This is a genomic window from Parasutterella muris (genome assembly GCF_943193095.1).
Lineage (GTDB): Bacteria > Pseudomonadota > Gammaproteobacteria > Burkholderiales > Burkholderiaceae_F > Parasutterella > Parasutterella muris.
The window spans coordinates 1-24,393 of sequence record NZ_CALPCV010000034.1; the positions used below are offsets into that span (position 1 = coordinate 1).

The window sequence follows — 24,393 nt, forward strand, 5'->3', positions numbered from 1 at the left end:
CTAATAAATTCATGCAATTATCAGAAATTTTCGCAGATATTATTCAGATTTTTTATTAATATCGTGCGTCGAACCTGCATGGAATATCTGTCTCATATTTCCGAGTATTTTTTAAGGCATAATTATTCTTGCACTGACAAGCAGTTTTTAACAGTCAGTCACGTATTAACACCTATTTCGGTTGGACAACCCAAATCTTGAGAGGCATTATTACGGGATGACTAAACAAAAGATCGTTAAACAGGAGTCGGCAGCCGCCTTGGTTTCCGACTTTAATTCTTACTGCCCGAAGCATAAAACAAAGAATCTGAGAAGGATCCTTTTGAGTGTTTCCGCCGCGTGTGCTGTTCTTGTCGGCGCTGCTTCCGTACACTTTCAGCCGATGCTGAGAGCCGCAGAAGCGCCGCTTCGCATCAAGGCTCTAAGTTACCACACATTCGAAGAGCAGGATGTGCGTGATACCGCAAGTCAGACGATTGACGACGTGCTGGAACGCATGCAGGAAAACGCGGCCGCGTTTATTTCACAGCACTATGCCAAGGTATCGGAAGAAGATGCACTTGAAATCGTTCATCAGGCTTTCATATCCGGCAAAGAGCACGATATCGATCCTCTGCTGATTCTTGCGATTATTGCGACCGAGTCTTCATTTAATCCGAATGCCGGCAGTTCCGCGGGAGCCAAAGGACTCATGCAGGTTCATGCCAAAGTTCATGCCAAGCGCTTTAAAGAGTACGGCGGCGTGAAAGCGGTTCATGAGATTGAAGCAGGTATCGAAGTCGGCACTCAGATTCTTAAGGAATATCTGAATAAAACCGGCTCACTCAAGGGCGCGCTCAAATATTATGTTGGCGCGGCTAACCACAAGACGGACGGCGGATACAGCCGCAAGGTTCTTTCGATGAGAAGCCATCTGCAGATGGCGGCAAACGGAGAAATTCAGGCGGCAAGAATTCAGGCCCGCAGTCCGAGCAAATTCCCGGAAGATCATCAGGATCACAAGGATTTTGCGACTTACTCAGCCAACATGAAGCTTGAGAAGTTCCCGTCGCTTGCGGGAGATTCTCAGAATCAGGGTTAATTAAAATCGCCCCAGAGCGTTTGGGCGTAGGAAGCGGCAGCGATAGCTGCCGTTTCTGTTCTTAAGACGCGCGCGCCGAGACGCTTTCCTGTAAAGCCCGCACCGAGGAGTGTGTTCATTTCACCGTCGGAGAAACCGCCCTCGGGCCCGACAGCAAAGGTGACGGCGCGGATTTCTTCATCTTCAGAGCGGGTCTGCGCAGACGGACTCAGCATAATTCGCAGTCCCTCGGCTTCTTCTGCGGCGCTCTTTAAACTCGACTTGAAAACAATTTCCGGCAGAAAATCTTCTCCGCACTGTTTGCAGGCTGAGACCGCGATTTTGTTCCAGCGCTCAAGACGCTTTGCGGCTTTTTCCGAGGTCAGACGAATTTCGCTGCGATCAGCGGGAAAGACGACAATTTTGCTGTAGCCAAGTTCACAGGCTTTCTCTACGATCCAGTCCATTTTTTCATTGCTGACGAGCGACTGAAGAAGGATAAGACGCAACCCGCGCTCGGACTGTTTAATTTCCTCAGGCACAACTTCCGCGTAATCGGCGGCAAAGTGAATCGGTCCTTTAGCGCAAAGTCCTCTGCCGTTAAAAACTTCGACCGTGTCATCCTGACGAAGACGAAGCACGCACATCGCGTGATGAACGGACTCAGAGGGTAAAACAATTGGCTTTCCGACTTCTGCGTCGGGAAACGGAACGTAAAAACGAGGCATATATTGTTAACACAGCTTTCAGAATTTTTGTGATGATAACCCAATTGCCGAATTATTAAGGAAAAATCCCAAACGCCTCCAAAAATTAAATTTTGTTCGTACTCTCGAGAGTTGGTAAAATCGAACCTCAGGTACTGGCCCTGTCGGCCCGCGCTTTTTTTATTTTTAAAACTCTTTTAAATCATGTCATCATCAGTCTCTTGCAAGACAATGGCCAACGCCGTTCGTGCGCTGGCAATGGACGCGGTTCAGAAGGCAAATTCCGGTCACCCCGGCATGCCGATGGGTATGGCAGACATCGCTGTCGCCCTCTGGACAAAACATCTCAGACACAATCCCGCTGATCCGCACTGGCTCGGCCGCGATCGATTCCTTCTTTCCAACGGTCACGGATCCATGCTGCAGTATGCGCTGCTGCATCTTTCTGGTTACGATCTCACGATCGACGACCTTAAAAATTTCCGTCAGCTTCACAGCAAAACGCCGGGGCACCCTGAAGTCGGTGTAACACCCGGCGTTGAAACATCTACGGGTCCGCTTGGACAGGGTATTGCCAACGCAGTCGGCATGGCGCTTGCAGAAAAGATGCTCGCAGCAGAATTTAATACGGAAGACTGCACGATTATTGACAACTACACCTATGCGTTCCTTGGCGACGGATGCCTGATGGAAGGCATTTCGCACGAAGCATGCTCGCTTGCCGGAATTTGGAAGCTCAATAAGCTCATCGCCCTTTATGATGACAACGGTATTTCCATCGACGGCAAGGTTGAAAACTGGTACGCGGAAAACGTTCGTGAGCGTTTCGAGTCTTACGGCTGGAACGTGATCGGTCCGATCGACGGCCACGACGTCGAAGCGGTTTCCGACGCGATCGCACTTGCTAAGAAGTCCGACAAGCCGACACTGATTGACTGCAAGACCGTGATTGGTTTTGGTTCTCCCAACCGCGCCGGTACCAACAAAGCGCACGGCTCTCCGCTTGGCGAAGAAGAAATCGCCGCAGCAAGAGAAGCGATCGGCTGGGAATACGGTCCCTTTGAAATTCCTCAGGAAATTTATGACGCCTGGAACGCCAAAGCGGCCGGCAAAGCCATGGAAGACGAATGGCAGGCTAAATACGACGCATACCGCGCCCGGTATCCGGAAAAAGCGGCTGAACTGGAACGCTGTCTCAGCGGTGAACTTCCTGAAAACTGGGATGACATCGTTTTTGACGCGATCGTTCAGGCTGCAGGCGAAGCCAAGACGGTTGCAACCCGCAAAGCAAGTCAGATGGCGCTTAACGCTTTTGCTCCGGCGCTTCCCGAACTGCTTGGCGGTTCGGCTGACCTGACAAGTTCGAACCTGACCAACTGGGAAGGCGTTCAGGCGCTCAGGCCTGACAATATGCTCGGCCGTCATATTAACTACGGTGTCCGCGAATTTGGAATGTGCGCCATTATGAACGGTATCGCGCTTTACGGCGGTTTTATTCCTTACGGCGCGACATTCCTTACTTTTGCGGACTACGCCCGCAATGCACTGAGAATGGCCGCTCTGATGAAGATTCGTTCCATCTTTGTCTTTACGCACGACTCGATCGGTGTGGGCGAAGACGGTCCGACGCATCAGCCTGTCGAACACACCGCAAGCCTCAGAATTATTCCGGGCATGGACGTTTGGCGTCCTGCCGACACCTGTGAAACTCTGACCGCCTGGGCAAGCGCGATTGAGCGCAAAGACGGTCCGACTTCGCTCATTCTCTCCAGACAGAATCTTCCGTTCGTGGAGCGCGAAGAATACAATGCCGATGAGATGGCTCAGGGCGGCTACATCATGCTTGAAGCGCCTGAAGGAGCCGCCTCCGTTCAGGTCACGCTTCTTGCAAGCGGAAGCGAAGTTGCGCTGGCTGCTGAAGCCCGCAAGCAGCTTCTTGCGATGAACATCCAGACTCGTCTGGTATCGATGCCTTCGACAACGGTCTTTGATCGTCAGCCGCAGGAATACAAAGATTTTGTTCTCGGCGCAGGCAAGCCGGTTGTCGCGATTGAAGCGGCAACATCCGACATCTGGTGGAAATACATCCGCGGTGCCGGAACGGTTATCGGTATGAATACATTCGGCGAATCGGCTCCTGCCGGTGAGCTCTTTAAACTTTTCGGGTTCACGGTCGACAATGTCGTGGCCACTGTTCAGCAACTACTTAATCAAGGGAAATAAGATATGACAATTCGTGTTGCCATCACCGGTTACGGCAGAATCGGCCGCAATGTACTTCGTGCTTTCTACGAAGAAAACAAGTGGCCTGACGTTAAGATCGTTGCCATTAACGACACCGCCAAGCCTGAAGCGACCGTTCATCTGACCAAGTTTGACACCGCGCACGGCAAATTCAACGGCGATGTTTATTGGGAAGACGGCCATCTTGTTGTCAACGGCGACCGCATTTTCATGTGCTCCGAGCGCGATCCGAAGAAGCTTCCCTGGAAGGATCTTGACGTAGATATCGTTCTCGAATGCACAGGCGCGTTCCGTGATAAAGAAGGCGCGATGCAGCATATCGAAGCGGGCGCCAAGAAAGTTCTGATCTCCGCTCCCGGCAAAGACGTTGATGCGACAGTGGTTTACGGCGTGAACCAGGACGTTCTGAAAGCCAGCGACGTGGTTGTCTCCAACGCTTCCTGCACCACCAACTGCATGTGCCCGTTTGTTAAGCCGCTCAAAGACAAGCTCGGTATTGTAGACGGCATGATGACAACGATTCACGCGTTCACAAACGACCAGGTTCTTACCGATGTGAAGCATAAGGATCTTCGCCGCGCCAGAGCCGCCGCGCACAACATCATCCCGACCAAGACCGGTGCCGCTAAGGCTGTCGGCCTGGTGATCCCCGAACTTAAGGGCAAGCTTGACGGTTATGCAATGCGTGTTCCGACTCTGAATGTCTCCGTTGTTGATCTGACATTCCAGGCCGCTCGTCCGACAACCGTTGAAGAAGTCAACCAGATCATCCGCGAAGCTTCCGAAAGCGCCGAGCTCAAAGGCATTCTCGGCTACAACGAACTTCCGCTGGTTTCCACAGACTTCAACCATACTTCTTTCTCTTCGATCTTCGATTCAACTCTGACAAAGGTCATTGACGGAACACTGGTTAAAGCGGTCGCATGGTATGACAACGAGTGGGGCTTCTCCTGCAGAATGCTCGACACCGCTGTTGCGATGTACAACGCCAAGTAATCTTTGATTATCTCGAGGCCCCGTTTACGGGGCCTTTTGCAAAAGGAAAAGTATGCAAGTTAGAACATTGGAACAACTTCTCAAGGAAGACGCCCTGCGCGGAAAACGCGTTTTCATCCGTGCCGACATGAATGTGCCGCGTGACGCCGAAGGCAACGTCGCTGACGACCATCGTCTCAGAGAGTCGATGCCCGCGGTTAAGATGGCGCTTGAAGGCGGAGCCGCTGTTATGGTCTGCTCTCACTTGGGCCGTCCGAAAGAAGGCGCTCTGACGGAAGAAGACAGTCTGATTAAAGTCGCCGAGCACTTCGGCCGCATGCTTGGCATGCCGATTCGCTTTGAGAAGGATTGGCTCAACGGTGTGGACATTCAGCCCGGTGAAGTGGTGGTATTAGAGAACTGCCGCGGCAACGTGGGCGAAAAGAAGAACGACCCCGAACTTGTCGCCAAGATGGCTGCGCTCTGTGATATTTATGTCAATGACGCGTTTGGCACCGCGCACCGTGAGCAGGCGACTACTGACGGCCTTGCCAGAGAAGCGGAAGTTGCCGTCGCGGGTCCTCTGCTTGCCAAAGAAATCCATGCGCTGAAGAAAGCGGTTGCTGAAGCCAAGCATCCTTTGACCGCTGTTGTCGGCGGATCAAAAGTTTCCACCAAGCTGACCATTCTTAAAAACCTTGCTCCGAAGGTTGACACTCTGATTGTGGGCGGGGGTATCGCCAACACATTCCTTTTGGCGCAGGGTCACAAGATTGGCAAGTCGCTTGCCGAACCGGACCTGGTTGACGAATGCAAAGCCGTGATGAAGATCATGGAAGAGAAGGGCGGGCATCTTCCGCTTCCTATTGACGTCGTGGTTGCGCACCACATCGGCTATGACGCCGGCTTCCGTATCTGCGATCTCGATGATATTGAAGACGACGAAATGATTCTGGACATCGGCCCGAAGACCAGCAAGCTGCTTGAACCGTACATCAAAGAAGCCAAGACCATTATTTGGAACGGTCCTCTCGGCGTCTTTGAAATGGACAACTTCAAGGAAGGCACTCGCAACCTGGCTAAGGACATTGCAGATGCGACCGCAAACGGCGCTTTCTCGATCGTTGGCGGCGGCGATACCATTGCTGCGGCTAAAGTTTTCGAGGTTGCCGACAAGGTTTCCTACATTTCCACCGGCGGCGGCGCGTTCCTCGAGTTCCTCGAAGGCAAGACGCTTCCTGCGATTGCAGCGCTGCAGGAAAGAACGAAGTAATTCGTTCTAGAACAGAAACCGGGCTTGTCCCGGTTTTTTTAATGTCTTTCGAAACGAATAAACCCGCTCTCAGGAGGTGTTAGAGAGCGGGTTTAGCTTATCCGGTCAGGGGAAGATTATTTTTCCTGTGCGGCGTTTTCACCTGCGATGCGGCCGGAGGTGTAGGCCAGTCCGAGACCGGTTCCGGATGTATAGACTCTGCGGTAGAAAGGTCTGTTGGCTGTTTCACCGCCCGCATAGAGGCCTTTGATCACGGAGCCGTCCGCACGAAGAACCTGGAACTTGTCATTGGTTCTGACACCGCCGATGGTTCCCATCGTTGACGGAATGACACGAACTGCGTAGAAAGGAGCCTGCTCGAACGGAACCAGGAATTCAGGATTTTTATCGAAAACGGGGTCCTTCTTGTCTTTGCAGGCCTGGTTGTACTGATCCATCGTGGCTTTCAGCTGAGCAGCGGGAACGCCCATCGCTTTGGCGAGCTCTTCCCAGTTTTTACCGCTGACAACGATTTCCGGATCGTTGTATTTGGCAAGCAGAGCGGCCTTATTCGTGTCTTTGCTGTCCAGGATTGCCCAAGCGGCTTTCTGATTGGCGATCGGATCAACAATGTAAGGCAGGTCTTCCTTAACGAAGCGTTTTCCGTCCTGGTTCACAAAGACGTCATCTTTGTACACATTCTTGGTTCTGAAGGTATTGTTCAGTTCCCTCTTTGTAGAAACCGGACTGATACCCATGACCCAGCCGTCTTTGAAGCCTGCGGCGCCCACTTTCTGAGCCATGATAATGCCGTCACCGGTGGCGCCGGGCGTCGCATTGGACACATCCGTGTAGGGTGCGTAGGAAGGAACGAATTTTTCAAGGAGTTCTTTATTTCTGGCAAATCCGCCGGTACCGAGAATAACGGCTTTTGCACGAATTTCGATTGGCTGTTTGCCTTTCATGGCTTTGACGCCGACGACATTGCCCTTGCTGTCCGTGATTAATTCTTCAGCCTTAGTTCCGGTCATGATCGGAACACCGGCATTGTCGAGATAAGTTGTGAATGCCTTGACGACAAAGCGGCCGCCCGCAGGAGAAGAGCCTCTGCCGGAAGCAGGAATCGGAGATTCTGCCGGTGCGTGCGCATAATTCGGGCCGCCGTAGCCGAAGGGGCGCGGAACGGCAAACTTATGGCCGATATCCTTTTCCATCCAGTTGACGGTCTTGTCGAATTCATTAATGATCTTATGCATGCGGGCTTCATCCGGCATGCTTTCATCGGCGCCCGGGAAGGAGCGATCCTGGTCTTTAATCCAAATGTTGACGAAACCGTCATCTGAAACATTCTGCGTACCGGCTCGCTTCTGCGGGTTTGTGTTTCCCGCCGCTATAGCGCCGCCTGCAAGTGCGGAACTGCCGCCGACAAATGCCTGCTTTTCAATAAGAAGTACTTTAGCGCCGTGCTGATGGGCCGACGCGGCAGCAGATAAGCCCGTTCCGCCTGATCCAACCACGACAACATCGGTGTTGATTTTTTCGATATCAGCTGCGGAGACTGCAAAGGGAAGGCAGGCTAGTACAACAGAAAGCGAAAGCGTTTTGAATTTCGTCATTTCAAGTTCCTTGAGAGTTTTTTTAATTATGTAGACCGTCGGATAGCTCCCACAGAGCTTCCGGAATGCATTTGAGATGCATTATTAAATTATAAGAATGAGCTCAGAAATACTCACGCTTTTTAAGAGCCTCAACGGGTTTGTTCGATTTGATTTGAATTGCTGAAAGCGTTCGTCTGACCGAACGAACAGGCGTTTTGGTTCCGAAAGAAAAGATGTACTGTTTAGCCCGATAATTTCTTTTCAGAGGTCTGGATAAAAACAAACCCGGGACATTGCCCGGGTCTTCGCATCTGGAAATGTTTTTATTTCTGCAGGATTTTTTTGCGAACAAACTGCACAATAACTGCGAAAGTAAAAGGTACCAGCGCAGCGAGGATGCCGACAATCAAAATCAGGGAGAGATTGTTTTTGATGAACGGGATGTTGCCGAACAGATAGCCCGCGCCGACGATAGATGTGACCCAAAGAAACGCGCCGGTGCAGTTGTAGAGCTGGAATTTGCCCATTTCCATTTTGGCAGCGCCTGCGACTAAGGGGGCAAAAGAGCGAACGATCGGGATAAAACGCGCTAAAACAATAGTTTTCCCGCCGTGCTTTTCATAAAAGTCATGAGTTCTCTGAAGGGCGGACTGATCAATCCAGCTGATGGAGCCGTCATAAATCTTATTGCCAAGCCAAGAGCCGATGTAATAGTTCAGTGTGTTGCCGAGGATCGCGCCGAGGGTAATGAGAAGAATCAGCGTCGATACTTCAAGCGCGCCCGCCGCAGCTGCGGCGCCGGAGATGAATAACAGAGAGTCTCCCGGAAGAAAAGCCGCAATGACCAGCCCTGTCTCGCTGAAGAAAATCGAGAAAAGGACAAAGTAGACCCACCAGCCGTAGTTCTCGGCAATGTAAAAAATAAAGTGGTCGGCGTTGCGGAACAGCTCTAAAGCAAGAGAGAAAAAATCCATGTTATTCAAAAAGGCAGACTGACTCATGAAACAAGTGATTCTACAGTATCCCAAGGGGTTTCATTGCCGCATACGGGAAGAACCTAGGGAGGTTTCGGCCTTTCGCTGAAGTCTAGCGGTCCGGATGCTGTCTCCACTTTTTGACAATAAAGCCGATCACAAAGGGCGCGAGTCCCAGCACAATACCGCCGACAAGGATGAGCGACAGATTGTTTTTGATGAACGGGATGTTTCCGAAGAGGTAACCGGCCGTCACGATAATCCCGGCCCAGAGAACGGCGCCGAGTGTTCCACTCGCTTCAAAGCGCAGTCGATTCATCTTGGCCGCACCGGCGACGAGCGGCGCAAAGGACCGAACTATCGGCACAAATCGAGCAAGCAGGATGGTCAGATTACCGTGCTTGGCAAAGAACGCTTTTGTCTTCGCCATGGAGTCCTGATCGATCCACTTAATCGACCCGTCGTAAATTTTATTGCCGAGCCAGTAACCAAGTCCGTAAGCGACAGTGTTGCCCACGCAGGCGCCAAGCGCGATCGCGAAAAACGCCGCGACAGGGTTCAGGATTCCTGCGGCAGCCGCAGCGCCCGTTACAAAGATCAGAGAGTCTCCCGGCAGAAGCGCGCAGATTGCGACACCGGTTTCAAGAAAGTAGACGGTGAATAGGAATAAATAAACATAGGCGCCGTACTGAGCAGCCATATGCGCGATAAATTGGTCGCTGTTTCGGAAAAGTTCCAGAAATACCGATAAAAAATCCATCTCTTCATGCTCAAACAATCATCCGAAAATAATTTTAGAAAGATGAAGGAGAATCGGCGCCGGAAAGGCCCAAAACAAGGAAATTAAAGACGAAAATGAATAAAGCGAAACAGATTAATTGGTTGCGTCAAAGCGCCGAAAATCTAAAATAATCATATGAACAATACAGCCAAAAATATATACACCGGGCGCGGAATTCGTGAACTTTCCGATCAGCTCGTGAGCCAGATCGCTGCTGGAGAGGTAGTGGACCGTCCTGCGTCCGTTGTGAAGGAACTTGTGGAAAACGCGATCGACGCGGGTTCGACTTCAATCGAAGTGCGGCTGGACGGAGGCGGCATCAAACGCGTCTCCGTTGCGGACGACGGATGCGGTATCCCGCGCGAAGAACTGACGCTTGCGGTAAAGCGTCATGCGACGAGTAAAGTACGCGATTTGGATGAGTTGGAATCTGTCGCTTCGTTAGGGTTTAGAGGCGAGGCGCTTGCGTCTATCGCCAGTGTCGCGGATCTTAAACTCACTTCAAGGGTCGAGGGCTCGGACGCCTTTTCGATAATGGACGGAGAAATTTCTCCCGCATCCGGAACACATGGAACCCGCATTGAAGTTAGTGATCTTTTCTATAAGACGCCGGCACGCAGAAAGTTCCTTAAAAGTGAATCCACGGAACTTGCACACTGTCTTACATGCATCGAGCGGATCGCGCTCGCTTATCCGAATATCGCTTTCAGTGTGATTGTGAACGGCAAGTCTGTGATCAATCTGCCTGCTTCCGGAACCGAGGAACGCCTTTCAAGGCTTATGCCCAAAGACTTTAGAGACGCGCATCGGGCGGTGGACGCTTCTGTGCCGATCGGTAATCTCTACGGCTGGGTCGGTCTTCCAACCGCCGCAAGGGCAAGAGCGGACAACCAGTATTTCTACATTAACGGTCGTTTTGTACGCGATAAAGTGCTCTCCCATGCGGTACGTCAGGCTTATAACGATGTGCTGCACGGACAAAGCCAGCCGAGCTACTGCCTGTTTTTGGATATGGATCCCAAACGAGTGGACGTCAATGTCCATCCGACAAAGAGTGAAGTTCGTTTGAGAGACTCACAGGCGATTCATCAGTTTGTATTCCATGCGGTGGAAGAAGCGCTTGCGCGAACCACTATTGTGGATCCTTCCAGCGGTGAGATTGTCGAACAAAAAGATCCGTCGGCAGTCAATCGTCTTGAGCATACTGCTCGCACGGACTTTCCTCCGCAGCCTGCCGCGCACAAGGGGACCGCGCGTTCTTTGGAAGCTTTCTTAGACTTTGCTTCTCCGGGGTCGCGTCCCCATTCTTCGAGCGCAAAACCATTTCCGACAACGATTGCGGCAATGCGCGTCGATAGGACGGAAACACAGGGACTTTCCGCGGTTTATCACTCCGATCAGAGCCTTCCTCAGGGTCCGCAGCCGTTGGGCAGGGCCGTCGGACAGGTATGCGGTACCTTTATTATTGCCGAGAACGCCCAGGGCATGGTGCTCGTCGATATGCACGCCGCCCACGAGCGCATCCTTTATGAGCGCCTGAAAAAGAGTTTTGACGAACGAAATATGCCGATTCAGGCGCAGCTGATTCCGCTCGTGTTTACGATCACGGCCGAGCAGATGGCGGTGTTTGAGGAGAGCCGCGAGGAGCTTGAGCGCTTGGGTCTTGAACTCAGCGCGGTGGGTCCGACTCAGCTGAGTCTGCGCGGCGCGCCGCAGTTCCTGGACACACAGATGGCGCAGTCCGGTCCGACCATTGTTCGAGACGTCCTCGACGACATTCGGCAATTCGGCAAAAGCGCGGTCATGACTGAAAAACGTAATGAAGTCCTTGCGCGTATGGCCTGTCATGCGGCAGTACGCGTCAACCGTATCCTGACCATTGAAGAAATGGATGCGATCCTGCGTCAGATGGAGCAGACCGACCGAGCGGACGAATGCAATCACGGCCGGCCGACATGGATTCAGCTTTCGGCTAAAGAGCTCGACAGTTTCTTTATGCGGGGCAAATAATGAACGAGAAACCCGACGCGATTTTGCTGGTTGGTCCGACCGCAAGCGGAAAGACCGCGTTTGCACTCGACTTGGCAAAAAAACTTCCGATCGAAATTATTTCGGTGGATTCCGCGCTCGTCTACAAGGGAATGGATATCGGTACGGCCAAACCAACCGCAGAAGAGCTCGCGTCAGTCCCGCATCATTTAATTGACATCATCACGCCGTTGGAAAGTTATTCAGCCGCTCAGTTTGCAGAGGACTGCACTCGATTGGTTCGAGAGATCCGCGGCAGAGGCAGACTGCCTATGATCGTAGGCGGTACGATGCTGTACGCCAAGGCGATTCGCGACGGCTTATCCGAAGTCCCGACCACCACGCTCGAAGTCCGTGACCGTGTCGCAAAAGAGCTTGAAGAAAAAGGGCTCGCATCGCTCTATGAGCGCCTGAAAACGGTTGATCCGAAGACGGCCGAGCGCCTGAAACCCGGGGATACTCAGAGAATATCGCGAGCGATTGAAGTGTATGAGATGTCGAGGAGACCGATTTCTTCTTTCTATGCCGATCAAAAGCCGCCCGTCTTGAAGCTCCGTTCCTTTGCGCTGCTTCCTCCGGATCGAGCCGAGCTGCATCGCAGGATCGCACTGCGTTTTGATCAAATGCTTGAGGTGGGATTTATCGATGAAGTGAAGCGTCTGAGAGAGATTCCCGGCCTTACGACAAACTATGCAAGCATGAGGTGCGTCGGTTATCGTCAGGCGTGGGAATACCTCGACGGTAAGAAAACGTTTGATGAGTTCCGGGAAAGCGGCATTGCGGCGACTCGGCAGCTTGCGAAGCGGCAGATGACATGGATGCGTTCGATGAAGGATACCGAGCTTTTAGATCCGACGGATCCGAAGAGTTTTGAAGTATGGGAGTGCGCCGCACACGCCGCTTTATAAGAAAGTTCTGAAAATGAAAGAGGCTGCCGAGGCAGCCTCTTGGAGCACTACAGACTTAGACGTTCAGAATATTTCCGCCTTCCAAATCCGTTCTTGAGCCGCTGCTCAGTTTCGCGCGTTCTTTGTCGCGAATTTCTTCGGCTCTGCCGCCTGTCCAATAATCGGCGCCGCGGATTCTAAGCTTTTCCGGGTGGAAAACAGGGTCAAGACCGATGGCAAGCTGTTTCTCATAGTCTTTGAGGCACAGGAACGCCTTCTTATGCATCAGAATGATGGCGATGATGTTGAGCCAGGCCATTAAACCGACACCGATGTCACCGACCGCCCACGCAAGATCAGCGGTTTTAACCGCGCCGAAAATACATGAGCTCATGACGAAGACTTTCAGAATGACAAAGAGGAATGGGCTTTTCAGTTTTCTGTTGATGTAGCAGACATTGGTTTCTGCGATGTAGTAGTACGACAGTACGGTTGTGAACGCGAAGAAGAAAAGCGCGATCGCGATAAAGGCCTGACCGAATCCGGGCATTAAGCCTTCAACCGCGGCCTGAGTGTAGGCAGGCCCCGTCGCAACGTCTTTAAGACCGATGAAGAGATTGGCGTTATCGGGGCCAACAACGTTGTAGCTGCCCGTGATCAGGATCATGAAAGCGGTTGCGGAGCAGACGAGCAGTGTATCAACGTACACTGAGAAGGCCTGCACAAGACCCTGTTTGACCGGGTGACTGACGGAAGCCGCGCTCGAAGCGTGCGGTCCGGTACCCTGACCGGCTTCGTTGGAGTAAATGCCGCGTTTAACACCCCAGGATACGGCCATACCGACAATCGCGCCGAAAGCCGCGTCAGCGCCGAAGGCGCAGCGGACGATCAGAGAGACGACGTCATCGAGCATGTCGATGTGCATGAACACAATCACAAGCGAGAAGATCACGTAGGCCTGAGCCATGAAGGGCACGACCAGAGTTGTGAACGCCGCGATGCGTTTTAAGCCGCCGAACACAATGAAGGAGAGAAGAGCCGCGATGGCGCCGGCGGAGATCGCAGGAGTGATGCCGAAGGCGTTTTCCATGCTGGTCGCGATGGCGTTAGCCTGTACGCCCGGCAGGAAAAGACCGCAGGAGAAAATCGTCACAATCGCAAAGAGCCAGGCGAACCATTTAATGCCGAGGCCTTTTTCGATGTAGAAGGCGGGACCGCCGCGGTATTCACCGTTAATCTTTTCTTTGTAGATCTGACCGAGCGTGGATTCTACGAATGCGGAGCTTGCACCGAGGAACGCAACCATCCACATCCAGAAAACGGCGCCGGGGCCGCCGAACGTGATCGCGGTGGCAACGCCCGCGATGTTGCCGGTACCGACTCTGCCGGCAAGTGTCATAGAGAGGGCCTGAAAGGAAGAGACGCCTGTGACGTTGTCCTTAGGCTGGAAAAGGAGCTGCCACATGTGCCTTAAGTGGCGCAGCTGCAGAAAGCCTCCGCGCAGGGAAAGAAAAAGGCCTGCGCCAAGGCACAGGTAAACGAGCGCCGGCGACCACACGACGTCGTTTACTGCCGATACGATGGATTCCATTGAAAACTCCGATGATGTAATTGGTGTTGTTTAAAAATAAATTAACGCAAAAAATCTTGACTTTTTTCGCTTAAAGATATTTTTTTTATCGGTGTTATCGTAAATACGGTGATTTTTACCGTTTTCGAGGCATTTCTGCTTAAAGTTCACTTTAAGTGCGATAAAAGAAACCGTAAAAAAAGCGCCTCCGAGGAGGCGCTGCATTTTGAGGCCGACAAAACGCCGGCCAAGAGGAAATTTTTATTCGTGTTTGGCTTTTTCAAGGATCGGTTCGGTCACGCCCTGTACGCCGACAAGAGTCATGGCGGTAAGGAAGGCGACCTGCGGTCCCTGGAAGGCGTCGGTGCTGTCCCAGCTTTCGCTTAACGCATGGTTGTTGGCTTCTGTGCCGCCTGCGCCGAGCGTTGTCGCGGGAAGTCCGTAGTAGAGCGGAACGTTCTGGTCGGTCGCGGCAAGAGTGTACTTGTCGAGCGAAATGTCCAGAGAAAGCAGTGCGCCGTAAGCGGCCTGAATGACGGACGCGTCGTCAGCGTTCATACCGGCAGGACGGTCGCCGATCTGCTCGATGATGAGACGGACTGCATTTTCACCTTCAAGATTCCAGCGTTTGTTTTCATCTTCGCAGGCCTGTTTGATGGTGGCGAGGATTTTCTCGACGAACGCTTCGAGAGAGGGCTGGTTGAAGCTGCGGATGTCGAGTTCGGCTTCGGCTCGGGCCGCGATCGCGTTGACGCTGGTGCCGCCCTTGATGACGCCGAAATTGAACGTGCACTTCGGATCCTGCGGAGCTTCGAGGTTGTCAACCATCGTGATTGCGCGGGCGAGACCGTGAATGGCAGAACCCACGATGCCGAATTTATGCAGGCTGTGTCCGCCCATGCTTTCAAAGATGATGCGGAAGCGCTTGCAGCCGACCGCGCCGCGAAGAATGCGGTGGACATTGGCCGAATCGATTGCGATCATGCCGTCATAATCGTTCTTTTCCTTAAAGAGCGCTTTGCAGCCGCGAAGATCGCCGTTGCCTTCTTCGCCGAGCGTTCCGACAAAAACGATGTCGCCGACCGGCTTGATGTTGTTCTGAGTCACGCAGCGCATGACCTGAAGCATGCCGGCAAGACCGCCCGCATCATCAGAGATGCCGGGCGCGTAGTAGACGTTTCCTTCTTTACGGACGGTGCAGTCGGTGCCTTCTTTAAACACGGTGTCGATGTGCGCGCCGATGACAAGCACAGGGCCGTTTCCGGAACCTTTGACGCGGCCGATAACATTGCCGATCGTATCCTTATGCGCGTTTTCTACGCCGTACTGCTTGAACATTTCTACCAGGGCGTCAGCGCGGACTTCTTCGTGGAAGGGAGGCGCGGGGATTTCTGTCAGCTTGACCTGATCGTCGATACGCTGCTGATGCTGCTCTTCACACTGCTGAATCGCTTTGGCGATAACAGGATCGGCACGCAAGGCGGCGATGACGGCCTTTGTTTTATCGGTGCATACGGGCTTCGGGTCGGTCATTAAATTCTCCTTTGCTGGTTATTTGTGCTAACAAGTAAGTAGCAACTATCCATTCTTTCAGACTTCTGCCGCTTTCGATATAGAGATAACCCAGGTTTGACAAAACCGCTGCCACGTGTCAGCCGCCAGCTAAAGATTTTCGGATTTCGGGGTTTGTCCGCTCTGGAAGCTGACACTGAGATGATTCGTTTTTTAGCGGTATTCTTAGATTTATTTTGCGGACAGATTATGAATTCAGCAGAACATCTCAGTGCGTTAAGAAAATGGATGGTTTCGAAGAAAGTCGACGCCGTTTATCTGACCTGTACCGATCCGCACCAAAGCGAATCCGTGGCAGATCATTGGAAGACCGTTCAGTGGTTTACCGGTTTCACCGGAAGTGTCGCCTGGGCGATTGTGACCGCTGATAAAGCGGCGTTCTGGACAGACGGCCGCTACACGGAACAGGCAAAACGTCAGGTGGATGCGACACTATTTGCGCTTTACAGCATTTCAGATCCGAAAGATCCGGATCGTTTCGATTGGCTGAGAAACCATATTCCGCAGGGCGGCTGTCTCGCGCTTGACGCGAGCGTTCTGTCGACAGCGAATTTCCGCAACATCCAATCCGCGATGAAAAGCAGAGATATTCGTTTTGAACTGAACCTTGAATCCTTCCTCAATATTTGGACCGATCGTCCGAGGATTCCTCAGGACTCGCTTTATCAGCTTGAAGAGGAATTCACTGTCAGAACCCGAAGAGAAAAGCTGACGGCGCTCAGAAAAGAACTCAGAGAGGCGGCAGGAGAAGGCGCGGTGACGCTTGTCTGCGGACTCGACGATGTGGTTTGGCTCACCAACCTTCGCGGACACGATAATCCGCTCTATCCGTTCTTTCATGCCTATATGGTGGTCGGGCCGGACATTGCGCTTCTCATGACGGATCAGAGAAAAGTCACCGCCGAGCAGGCCGAAGGGCTGGATGCGGACGGAATATTCCTCGTTCCGTACCGCGAGACGGAGAAGTTTCTCTCGCATATCGCCGCCGGTACTAAAGTTGTTTTAGATCCGCATAAGACACCGGTCGCGCTCTTTGAGGCGCTGCCGGACACGGTGGAGATTGTCGAAAGGCCGGATTTAACCGCTGCGCTGAAAGCTAAAAAATGCGCGCGTGAACTCGAGAACATCCATAAGGCGAATGATTTGGAAGCGGCAGCGGTTATTCGGCTCATGCGCTGGCTTGAAAAGACTGTCGGTAAAGAAACGATTACCGAATACGACGTCGGTCAAAAGCTGAATGAATTTCGCGCGCGCTCAGAACTGTACCTGCAGCCCGCGAATCTTCCGATCGTCGGTTTCGCGGATAACGCCGCGGTGATTCATTACCGTCCGCGTAAAGAGGATAGTAAAAAAGTGGTCGCCGAAGGTTTTCTTCTTTTTGATGTCTGCGCTCAGTACAAGTGCGGCACGACCGATTTAACAAGAACGGTCGCACTGGGTCTGCTGACTGAAGAAATGAAAGAGGATTACACAGACGTGCTGAAAGCCAACATCCGATTGGCCTCTCAAAAGTTCCCGCTCGGAACCACCGGTGACCTTTTGGACGCGATCGCAAAAGCCGATCTGTGGAACAAGGGAAAGAATTTCCGCCACGGCACCGGTCACGGCATCGGCTATGTATCCAATATCCATGAAGGTCCCGGAAAAATCTGCGTTGAATATGCGCCTGCGTTCCCTTACGCGCGAAATACGCCGCTTGAGGAAGGCATGCTGTTTTCTGACGAGCCCGGTATTTACAGAGTCGGCCGTTACGGCATCCGCATAGAGAACTCGATCGCGGTGCGCGAAGAAGAAGAGACGGAGTTTGGTACTTTCCTCGGATTTGAAGTGATGACCTTCCTGCCGTTTGAGCACAAGGCGATTCTTGCGGAAAAACTGAGTGAATTCGAAGTGAACTGGATTCGGGATTATTACGCCGAGTGCAGAAAACGACTGCGTCCTTACCTGGACGATGAAGAATTCTCGTGGCTTGAGAAAAAGACAGAGTTTTAATCGCTAAACAAAAAACCGGAGTCGAAGGGCTCCGGTTTTAAGTGGTCAATGCGTCTGAATTACTTGACGACGCAGGGCGCTTCGCCTTCGGGGAGCGCTTCGATACAGCCGATGGTGTAAACGGTTTCACCCGCTTTTTCCAGCGCGGCTTTAGCTTTTTCGGCGTCTCCAGCAGCGACGATCACAGCCATGCCGATACCGTTATTGAAGACTCGGTACATTTCGTGATCTTCGATATGGCCTTCCTGCTGCAGCCAGTTGAAGACTTCGGGTCTCTTCCAGGAGCCTGCTTTGATCACGCACTGTGTGCCTTCGGGCAGCACGCGCGGGATATTTTCCAGAAGGCCGCCGCCGGTGATGTGCGCCATACCCTTGATCGTGACAGTCTTCATCGCTTCAAGAATCTGTTTGACGTAGATACGGGTCGGTTCCATAACGGCGTCGGCAAGAGTTTTCCCGTCCGAAAGCTGTGTTTCCCAGGATTTTCCGGAGACTTCCACAACCTTGCGGATCAGAGAGAAGCCGTTGGAGTGCGGGCCGCTGGAGGCAAGACCGAGCACAACGTCGCCCGGTTTAATCGTCGTTCCGTCGATGATCTGATCCTTTTCGACGATACCGACCGCAAATCCGGCGAGGTCGTATTCGCCCTGCGGATACATGCCGGGCATTTCAGCGGTTTCGCCGCCGATAAGGGCGCAGCCTGCGAGTTCGCAGCCGCGTGCGACGCCGCCGACCACTTTTTTCGCGACGTCCACATCTAAGTGGCCGCATGCGTAGTAATCAAGGAAGAAGAGGGAGCGGGCGCCCTGAACCAGAATGTCGTTCACGCTCATGCCGACTAAATCCTGGCCGACAGTGTCATGACGGTTCAACAGGAAGGCAAGCTTGAGCTTGGTTCCGACGCCGTCTGTACCGGTCACGAGAACCGGGTTCTTATATTCTTTAGAGATTTCAAAGAGCGCACCAAATCCGCCGATTGAACCGAGCACACCCGGAATCAATGTCTTTTTAGCAAGCGGTTTGATACGTTCGACTAATTCATCGCCGGCGTCAATAGAGACTCCGGAGTCTGCATAGGAAAGAGGTTTAGTCATTGCTGGCAGTACTGAGAAGTGAGGATGTAATGCGGCAATTTTAGCGGATAAAGCCCCTTAGGAACTCGAATTTCGGAGGAGCCTTAATACAGACTGAAAAAATCTTCCGCAGCGCTTGCGGATTCAAGTGCCGCTAGCGTTGGGGAGGATGGCTTTGGGACAGAACCGATTTAGGCGGTTTCTGTAGAAAGCTTGGCCGCGAGCGCGGTTGGGCTCATTGCGGTAAACGGGCCTCTGCCGTCGGAGAGGAAAATCGCGGGCGTGCCGTGCAGTCCGAGTCTTTCAGCCAAGCGACGATTTTTATCAAGGATCTGGTCGGATGCTTCCGAGGAGAGTCCGTTGGGCATCTGATCAAACTTCATCCAGTCCACCAGAGCTTTGGCTCGGTTGGAGCTCGATAAGATGGCGCTTGCCATCTCTTCGGACTCTTCACCGAGAATCGGCCAAAGATAGACATAAATCGTGATGTTGTTCATGTTCGCAAGCGTTTCCTTGCTGAGTTTTTTGCAGTACACGCAGAAAGGATCCATGAAGACGGCAAGTTTCTTGTCGCCCGCCCCTTTCACAACTTTAACCGCGGTCTCTTCAGGCCAATCCATCTCATTAAACTGATGATTCATTTTCACCGCCTTTTTGCTAGCACATGCCGACCACGATAAAACGATCTCAGTCGGAACGAAGACGTCCGGCTCTCGTATTGAGCAAATAACAAATTGTACGGACCTTAGTGAAACGCCTTGCGAATGGTTAAAATTCAGGAAGACGAATTTTGCAGACGTATGAATTTAGAAAGAAAAACACAGCTTCCTCTGGCTTTTTTTGAGGATAACAAGCCGACACTTGATAACTTTATCGTTCCCGCCGACGGCGGAGAGGAGTTTTTCGGCGTTTCTTCAAACCGGGGGATCATCGAAGCGATGCGCGAAGTGGCCTCAGGGACAGGCCCGCAGTTTCTTTTTATCTGGGGCGATCAGGGCGCCGGGAAGACACATCTACTGAAGGCGCTGGCGACTCAATCGGAGCGCGTGCCGAAATTCACGGAAGGCGTCTCCCTTTACACCGTTGACGATGTTCAGAACCTGAATGACAGTGAGCGGCATCAGCTTTTTGAGCTGTATAACGAAATCCGCGCGCATAGCGGTACACACCTTGTCGCGGCTTCCGACCGCAGTCCTAAGGATTTTGAAGCGGAGGGCTGGCGCCAAGATCTGACAAGTCGTTTTTCCTGGGGTCCGGTATTTGAGCTGTTCCCGCTTTCTCAAGAAGACAAGCGGCGCATTATCTTGGAGCGGGCGGCTAATCGCGGCCTTACCGTGAGTGACGAAGTGATCTCATGGATGGAGAACAATCTTCCGCGCGACATGCACAGCATGACCACGCTTCTTAATAATTTAGATCGTTACGCGATGGCCGCCAAGCGGCCGATTACGATTCCGCTGATCAAAGAATGTCTTTCTCAGCAGGATGACACCAAGGAAAAATAAGTGAAATACGCTTTCTTTGATTTAGACGGGACGCTTATTCCCGTCGACAGTTCTATTCGATGGGCAGAAACTCTGTTGGATCACGCCGCAGAGGATAGCCGCGAGGCACTGAGAAAAGAAAGGCTTCAGTTTGACGTGGACTACCACAACGGCTGTCTTGATATTCACAAGTTTGAAGATTTTGAGATGCAGCTGCTGGCGAGTTTTCCGCGCAGCGAGCTGGATCGGCTCAGAGTCGAATACATGCGTGATTTGATTGAACCGCATATTCTTCCTAAAGCGGTTGAACTCGTGGAGGCCTATCGCAGAAGCGGTGCTAAAGTTGTCATGGTGACCGCTTCGTACCGATATCCGGTAGAGCCGATCGCGGAGCTTTTTAATATGGATCATTTGCTGTGTGCGGAGCCTGAGGTAGGGCCAGACGGCGAGTTCACAGGCCGGTGCGCGAAAGAAAATTTTGCGGCAAGCAAGATCACCGGCGTGAGGGACTATCTGCTCGAGCGAGGTGAACCGACGGACATCATTAAGCAATGCGTGTTCTATTCGGATTCGAAGAATGATCTTCCGCTGCTCGAGTTCATTGCGGACAACGGAGGAAAAGCGGTGGCGACTAACCCTGACGACTTGCTTCGGCAGACGGCCGAAGCAAGAGGCTGGGAGATTTTGGATTTGTTTTCCAAAGATGAAATGCAGTAGGCGCCCCGCGGAGGAAAAAAATTGATCGACCAAATAGTTGAGACAGTACAGAATCTTTTCGGGACCCGAAAAATCAGGCGCAAGCCGCGGGTCATTCCGCATAAAGAAAATAAGATCGACCTCAGGCAGGTCAGCCCGTTTGCGGTTTCTGTCTGCAAAAGGCTGCAGGAGGCGGGCTACAAAGCCTACATTGTCGGCGGCGCGGTCCGCGATCTTCTGATCGGGCATACGCCTAAAGACTTTGACGTTGCCACCGATGCGACGCCCGAGCAGGTGCGCAAGGTAACCCGACGCGCCATCATCATCGGACGCAGATTTCGTCTGGTTCATGTCATCAAAGGAGCGGAAACGATTGAGGTTTCTACTTTTCGCGGATTGACCGCCGAAGGCGTCCAAAAAGATAAGAACGGACGAGTGATCAGCGACAATGTTTTCGGAGAGCAGTACGAAGACGCGGCACGACGCGACTTTACCGTAAACGCGCTGTACTTCGATCCGACAAGCGGCGACGTGCTGGACTACCACAACGGTATGCTCGATATCCGCAAAAAGCGGATTCGCATGATCGGAGATCCGCAGATTCGCTATCAGGAGGATCCGGTTCGTATTCTTCGCGCCGTTCGAATCGCCTCCAAACTCGGCTTCACCATTGATCCGAAAACCGCGGATCCGATGACACAAATGCAGCAGTATCTTGACAACGTTCCGGCGGCCCGACTGAACGATGAGATGCTCAAGATGCTGATGAGCGGGGCTGCGCTGCAGTGTGTGGATTTAATGGCGAAGTACAAGATTGAAGTGCATCTTCCGATCTTTAAGCTTCTGATGAGAGAGCGGGAGAATGTATTTGTGCGCAAGGCGCTTGACCGATGCGACGCACGTGTGCGTCAGGGCAGATCCATTTCTCAGAGTTTCCTTTACGCCGTACTCCTATGGCGTGATGTGGAATCTTATGTTGAGAAGAACTCGAACGCTAAGAGCATGACGCAGTGCTGGGAAAAGGCTGCCGCCGAAGTCAGCCACAGCCCTGTGATGGTCGGTGTCCAGGGACGCTTTATCAATGATATGCAGGAAATCTGGAAGCTTCAGCCTAAGTTCGAGCGCAGAGGCGGCCGCCTTCCGTTCCGTCTTTTGAATCACCCGCGATTCCGCGCAGCGTACGACTTTCTGCTGATCCGAGCTTCGAGCGGCGAGGTGCCGCATGAGCTGGCGGATTGGTGGACCGCGTTTGAGAGCGCTTCCGAGGATGACCGCCACATCATGATTCAGGAAATGGAGCGCGCAGCACGTGTCCGGAAGACTTCTGCAAAAGAGGAAGGAGCAGAGGACAAACCGAAGAAGACGAGAAGGAAGAGAAAGAAGAAAACGGGTTCTCAGCCCGCGAATGCCGCTCTGCAGAGCGAAAGCGTCGAGCCCCAAGAGCCGGCCGCAGCGGCTGAACCGCCGCAGCTTCCCGCTGTGGAGACTATTCAGGAACCGGCTGCAAAACGAAAATCTCCGGCCGCAAAACCGAAGAGCGAGGCAAAGCCTCAGGCGAAAGTTTCAGAAGCCGAAAAGTCCGAAGCTTTTTCTGACGAGCCGAGTGCGCCGAGAACGGTCAGACGCCGCAGAGCGCCGCAGAGATCAGCACTTTTAGGCGGAAGATCCCGAGAATGACGATCGCCGTGATTGGAATGGGCGGAAATATCGGGGAGCCTGAAAAAGCGCTCCCCGAAGCCGTTTTAAGAATTTGTGCGCTCGATTCAGTCAGCTTCCGCACGGTCTCTTCTCTTTACCGCACTGAGCCGATCGACTCGAGCGGCCCGGATTATCTAAACGCCGTTCTTGTAATCGAAACAGAGATGGGCGCAAGGGCGCTTTTAACAGAACTCCTCCGTATCGAAAACGAACTCGGCCGCGTCAGACCCGCGGGTGTTCACAACGCGCCGCGTACCGTTGATCTCGACCTTCTTCTCTATGGTGAAGAAGTCAGTGATGATCCCTTTGTCATACTCCCGCACCCGAGAATGACAGAACGCGCGTTTGTCCTTGTGCCTCTAAATGAAGCGGCGCCGCAGTGTAAGATAACTGCCAAAACAAAAGCCGCGGATTATTTAGCGGATGTGAAAGATCAGAGAATCCAAAAATACAAGAGCCCTAAGCAGTGGCTCAATCTCAACGGAGAATGTACTCATGGAAGAAAACAAAACCCGAAAGCCGGTTAAGCTCGGCACGCTCAGAAAGATGCATCAGGAGGGCGAACCGATCGTCATGCTGACATGCTACGACGCGACTTTCGCTGCGCTCGAAGATGAAGCGGGCGTGGATATCATGCTGATCGGAGACTCTCTCGGCATGACAGTTCAGGGTCACGGCACCACGATTCCGGTTTCAATTGACGACATGGCGTATCACACCGCCTGCGTCGCCTGCGGAAACAAAAACGCCTTCGTGCTTGCCGACATGAATTTCGGCTCTTACCTTGTGAACGAAGACGAAGCGGTTCGCAACGCGGTCAAGCTGATGAAAGCGGGCGCCAATATGGTGAAATTTGAGGGAGGCCTTGAAGTTTGTCCGCTCGTTGGCCGCCTAAAGCAGATTGGTATTCCAGTTTGCGCGCACATCGGTTTTACGCCTCAGTCGGTCAACGCGATCGGCGGATATTATGTGCAGGGCAAAACCGCAAGCGGCGAAGAAAAGCTCTATCAGGAAGCGATGGCGCTTCAGGAAGCGGGCGCGGACATGGTGCTTTTTGAAATGGTTCCCGCCGAGATCGCCTCGAAGATCACCAAAGAGCTCCGTATCCCGACGATCGGAATCGGCGCCGGTGTCGGAACGTCGGGTCAGGTGCTCGTGCTCCAGGATATTCTCGGCATCTTCCCCGGCCGCAAGCCGAAGTTCTCTAAGAATTTTATGGAAGGCGCTTCTTCCATTCAGCAGGCTGTAGCCAACTATGTTCAGGCGGTGAAAAGCAGACAGTTCCCGACTGATCAGCACTCTTTTTAGGAAACGGACGTCATGAAAGTTGTTCATACCATTAAAGATCTTCAGGTTGAGCTTGCGGATAAGAAAAACATTGTTTTAGTACCGACGATGGGAAATCTCCATGACGGCCATCTGCAGCTGATGAAAACCGCCGGAGCGCACGGCGACACGGTTGTCGCATCCGTCTTTGTCAATCGTCTGCAGTTCGGACCGAACGAGGATTTTGATCAGTATCCCCGTACGCTCGAAGAGGACTGTGCCAAACTCGAAGCGCAGGGCGTTGTGGATATTGTTTTTGCGCCGAGCGAAAAAGACATGTATCCCGAGCCTCAGGTTTTTACCGTTCAGCCGGATCCGAAGCTCGCTGACATTCTTGAAGGGTTTTATCGTCCGGGATTCTTTACCGGGGTCGCCACCGTCGTGATGAAGCTTTTTTCGATCGTTCGTCCGAACAAAGCCGCTTTTGGCAAGAAAGACTATCAGCAGCTTCGTATTATTCAGAAGATGGTAGAGCA

21 protein-coding genes are annotated in these 24,393 nt (G+C 52.6%); 13 read left to right on the forward strand and 8 right to left on the reverse strand.

Annotated features, from left to right (window positions below; translation table 11 throughout):
* Positions 1–217 precede the first annotated feature (217 nt).
* Complete coding sequence (locus NFR90_RS10300; protein WP_160335395.1) at positions 218–1,081, forward strand: transglycosylase SLT domain-containing protein; 864 nt, start codon at positions 218–220, stop codon at positions 1,079–1,081.
* On the opposite strand, the gene NFR90_RS10305 is transcribed toward NFR90_RS10300, so the two are convergent.
* Positions 1,078–1,788: a 16S rRNA (uracil(1498)-N(3))-methyltransferase gene (locus NFR90_RS10305; protein WP_251452790.1), complete on the reverse strand. Its 711-nt coding sequence runs from the start codon at positions 1,786–1,788 to the stop codon at positions 1,078–1,080. The two genes, NFR90_RS10300 and NFR90_RS10305, sit on opposite strands and share 4 nt — an antisense overlap.
* A 183-nt stretch (positions 1,789–1,971) precedes the next feature.
* Here NFR90_RS10305 and tkt point away from each other — a divergent pair, with 183 nt between their 5' ends.
* From tkt to NFR90_RS10320, 3 genes are read left to right on the forward strand one after another with little or no spacing between them, the layout of a single operon-like run.
* Complete coding sequence (tkt, locus tag NFR90_RS10310; RefSeq protein WP_251452792.1) at positions 1,972–3,990, forward strand: transketolase; 2,019 nt, start codon at positions 1,972–1,974, stop codon at positions 3,988–3,990.
* Positions 3,991–3,993: 3 nt separating this feature from the next.
* Entirely contained in the window at positions 3,994–5,007 is a 1,014-nt protein-coding gene (gap, locus tag NFR90_RS10315; protein WP_160335392.1) for a type I glyceraldehyde-3-phosphate dehydrogenase, read from the forward strand.
* A 52-nt stretch (positions 5,008–5,059) separates the two neighbouring features.
* Positions 5,060–6,259, forward strand: a complete 1,200-nt coding sequence (locus NFR90_RS10320) for a phosphoglycerate kinase (RefSeq protein WP_160335391.1) — start codon at positions 5,060–5,062, stop codon at positions 6,257–6,259.
* Positions 6,260–6,375: 116 nt separating this feature from the next.
* Here NFR90_RS10320 and NFR90_RS10325 read toward each other — a convergent pair whose 3' ends face one another.
* The 3 genes from NFR90_RS10325 to NFR90_RS10335 all read right to left on the reverse strand — a co-directional run bounded on the left by NFR90_RS10325 (position 6,376) and on the right by NFR90_RS10335 (position 9,570).
* Positions 6,376–7,854 carry an FAD-dependent oxidoreductase gene (locus tag NFR90_RS10325; protein WP_251452795.1) on the reverse strand — a complete coding sequence of 493 codons (1,479 nt, stop codon included), beginning with the start codon at positions 7,852–7,854 and terminating at the stop codon, positions 6,376–6,378.
* A 305-nt stretch (positions 7,855–8,159) separates the two neighbouring features.
* On the reverse strand, positions 8,160–8,810 hold the full coding sequence (locus NFR90_RS10330) for a VTT domain-containing protein (protein ID WP_160335678.1): 651 nt from the start codon (positions 8,808–8,810) through the stop codon (positions 8,160–8,162).
* Positions 8,811–8,922: 112 nt separating this feature from the next.
* Entirely contained in the window at positions 8,923–9,570 is a 648-nt protein-coding gene (locus tag NFR90_RS10335) for a VTT domain-containing protein (protein WP_160335677.1), read from the reverse strand.
* A gap of 156 nt (positions 9,571–9,726) precedes the next feature.
* On the opposite strand from NFR90_RS10335, the gene mutL reads away from it, so the two are divergent.
* Together mutL and miaA are read left to right on the forward strand one after the other, a co-directional pair.
* Positions 9,727–11,601 carry a DNA mismatch repair endonuclease MutL gene (mutL, locus tag NFR90_RS10340; RefSeq protein ID WP_251452798.1) on the forward strand — a complete coding sequence of 625 codons (1,875 nt, stop codon included), beginning with the start codon at positions 9,727–9,729 and terminating at the stop codon, positions 11,599–11,601.
* Entirely contained in the window at positions 11,601–12,527 is a 927-nt protein-coding gene (gene miaA / locus NFR90_RS10345; RefSeq protein ID WP_160335675.1) for a tRNA (adenosine(37)-N6)-dimethylallyltransferase MiaA, read from the forward strand. The genes mutL and miaA overlap by 1 nt, the downstream gene beginning before the upstream one ends.
* A gap of 55 nt (positions 12,528–12,582) precedes the next feature.
* On the opposite strand, the gene NFR90_RS10350 is transcribed toward miaA, so the two are convergent.
* Positions 12,583–14,097: an alanine/glycine:cation symporter family protein gene (locus NFR90_RS10350; protein ID WP_251452801.1), complete on the reverse strand. Its 1,515-nt coding sequence runs from the start codon at positions 14,095–14,097 to the stop codon at positions 12,583–12,585.
* Between the two features lie 240 nt (positions 14,098–14,337).
* Entirely contained in the window at positions 14,338–15,609 is a 1,272-nt protein-coding gene (locus tag NFR90_RS10355; RefSeq protein WP_160335674.1) for a M20/M25/M40 family metallo-hydrolase, read from the reverse strand.
* 228 nt (positions 15,610–15,837) lie between these two features.
* Between NFR90_RS10355 and NFR90_RS10365 the strand changes: the two genes are divergently transcribed.
* Complete coding sequence (locus NFR90_RS10365; protein WP_277612816.1) at positions 15,838–17,640, forward strand: M24 family metallopeptidase; 1,803 nt, start codon at positions 15,838–15,840, stop codon at positions 17,638–17,640.
* Positions 17,641–17,699: 59 nt separating this feature from the next.
* Here NFR90_RS10365 and purM read toward each other — a convergent pair whose 3' ends face one another.
* Both purM and NFR90_RS10375 read right to left on the reverse strand, forming a co-directional pair.
* Positions 17,700–18,734 (reverse strand): phosphoribosylformylglycinamidine cyclo-ligase, encoded by a 1,035-nt coding sequence (purM, locus tag NFR90_RS10370; protein WP_251452804.1) that lies wholly within the window; start codon positions 18,732–18,734, stop codon positions 17,700–17,702.
* Between the two features lie 170 nt (positions 18,735–18,904).
* Positions 18,905–19,354 (reverse strand): DsbC family protein, encoded by a 450-nt coding sequence (locus NFR90_RS10375; RefSeq protein ID WP_160335671.1) that lies wholly within the window; start codon positions 19,352–19,354, stop codon positions 18,905–18,907.
* Positions 19,355–19,513: 159 nt separating this feature from the next.
* Between NFR90_RS10375 and NFR90_RS10380 the strand changes: the two genes are divergently transcribed.
* From NFR90_RS10380 to NFR90_RS10405, 6 genes are all read left to right on the forward strand, one after another.
* Positions 19,514–20,218 (forward strand): HdaA/DnaA family protein, encoded by a 705-nt coding sequence (locus NFR90_RS10380; protein ID WP_251452806.1) that lies wholly within the window; start codon positions 19,514–19,516, stop codon positions 20,216–20,218.
* The gene (locus tag NFR90_RS10385; RefSeq protein ID WP_251452807.1) at positions 20,219–20,914 is read left to right on the forward strand and encodes an HAD family hydrolase; all 696 of its coding nucleotides are present in this window, start codon (positions 20,219–20,221) and stop codon (positions 20,912–20,914) included.
* Between the two features lie 21 nt (positions 20,915–20,935).
* Complete coding sequence (pcnB, locus tag NFR90_RS10390) at positions 20,936–22,570, forward strand: polynucleotide adenylyltransferase PcnB (RefSeq protein WP_251452809.1); 1,635 nt, start codon at positions 20,936–20,938, stop codon at positions 22,568–22,570.
* Positions 22,567–23,118: a 2-amino-4-hydroxy-6-hydroxymethyldihydropteridine diphosphokinase gene (folK, locus tag NFR90_RS10395; RefSeq protein WP_160335667.1), complete on the forward strand. Its 552-nt coding sequence runs from the start codon at positions 22,567–22,569 to the stop codon at positions 23,116–23,118. The genes pcnB and folK overlap by 4 nt, the downstream gene beginning before the upstream one ends.
* A complete protein-coding gene (gene panB / locus NFR90_RS10400; RefSeq protein ID WP_160335666.1) occupies positions 23,087–23,899 on the forward strand; it encodes a 3-methyl-2-oxobutanoate hydroxymethyltransferase in 813 nt (270 codons plus the stop codon). Before folK ends, panB begins: the two co-directional genes overlap by 32 nt.
* Before the next feature lie 12 nt (positions 23,900–23,911).
* On the forward strand, positions 23,912–24,393 hold a 482-nt coding region (locus NFR90_RS10405; RefSeq protein ID WP_251452811.1), incomplete at its 3' end, for a 4-phosphopantoate--beta-alanine ligase.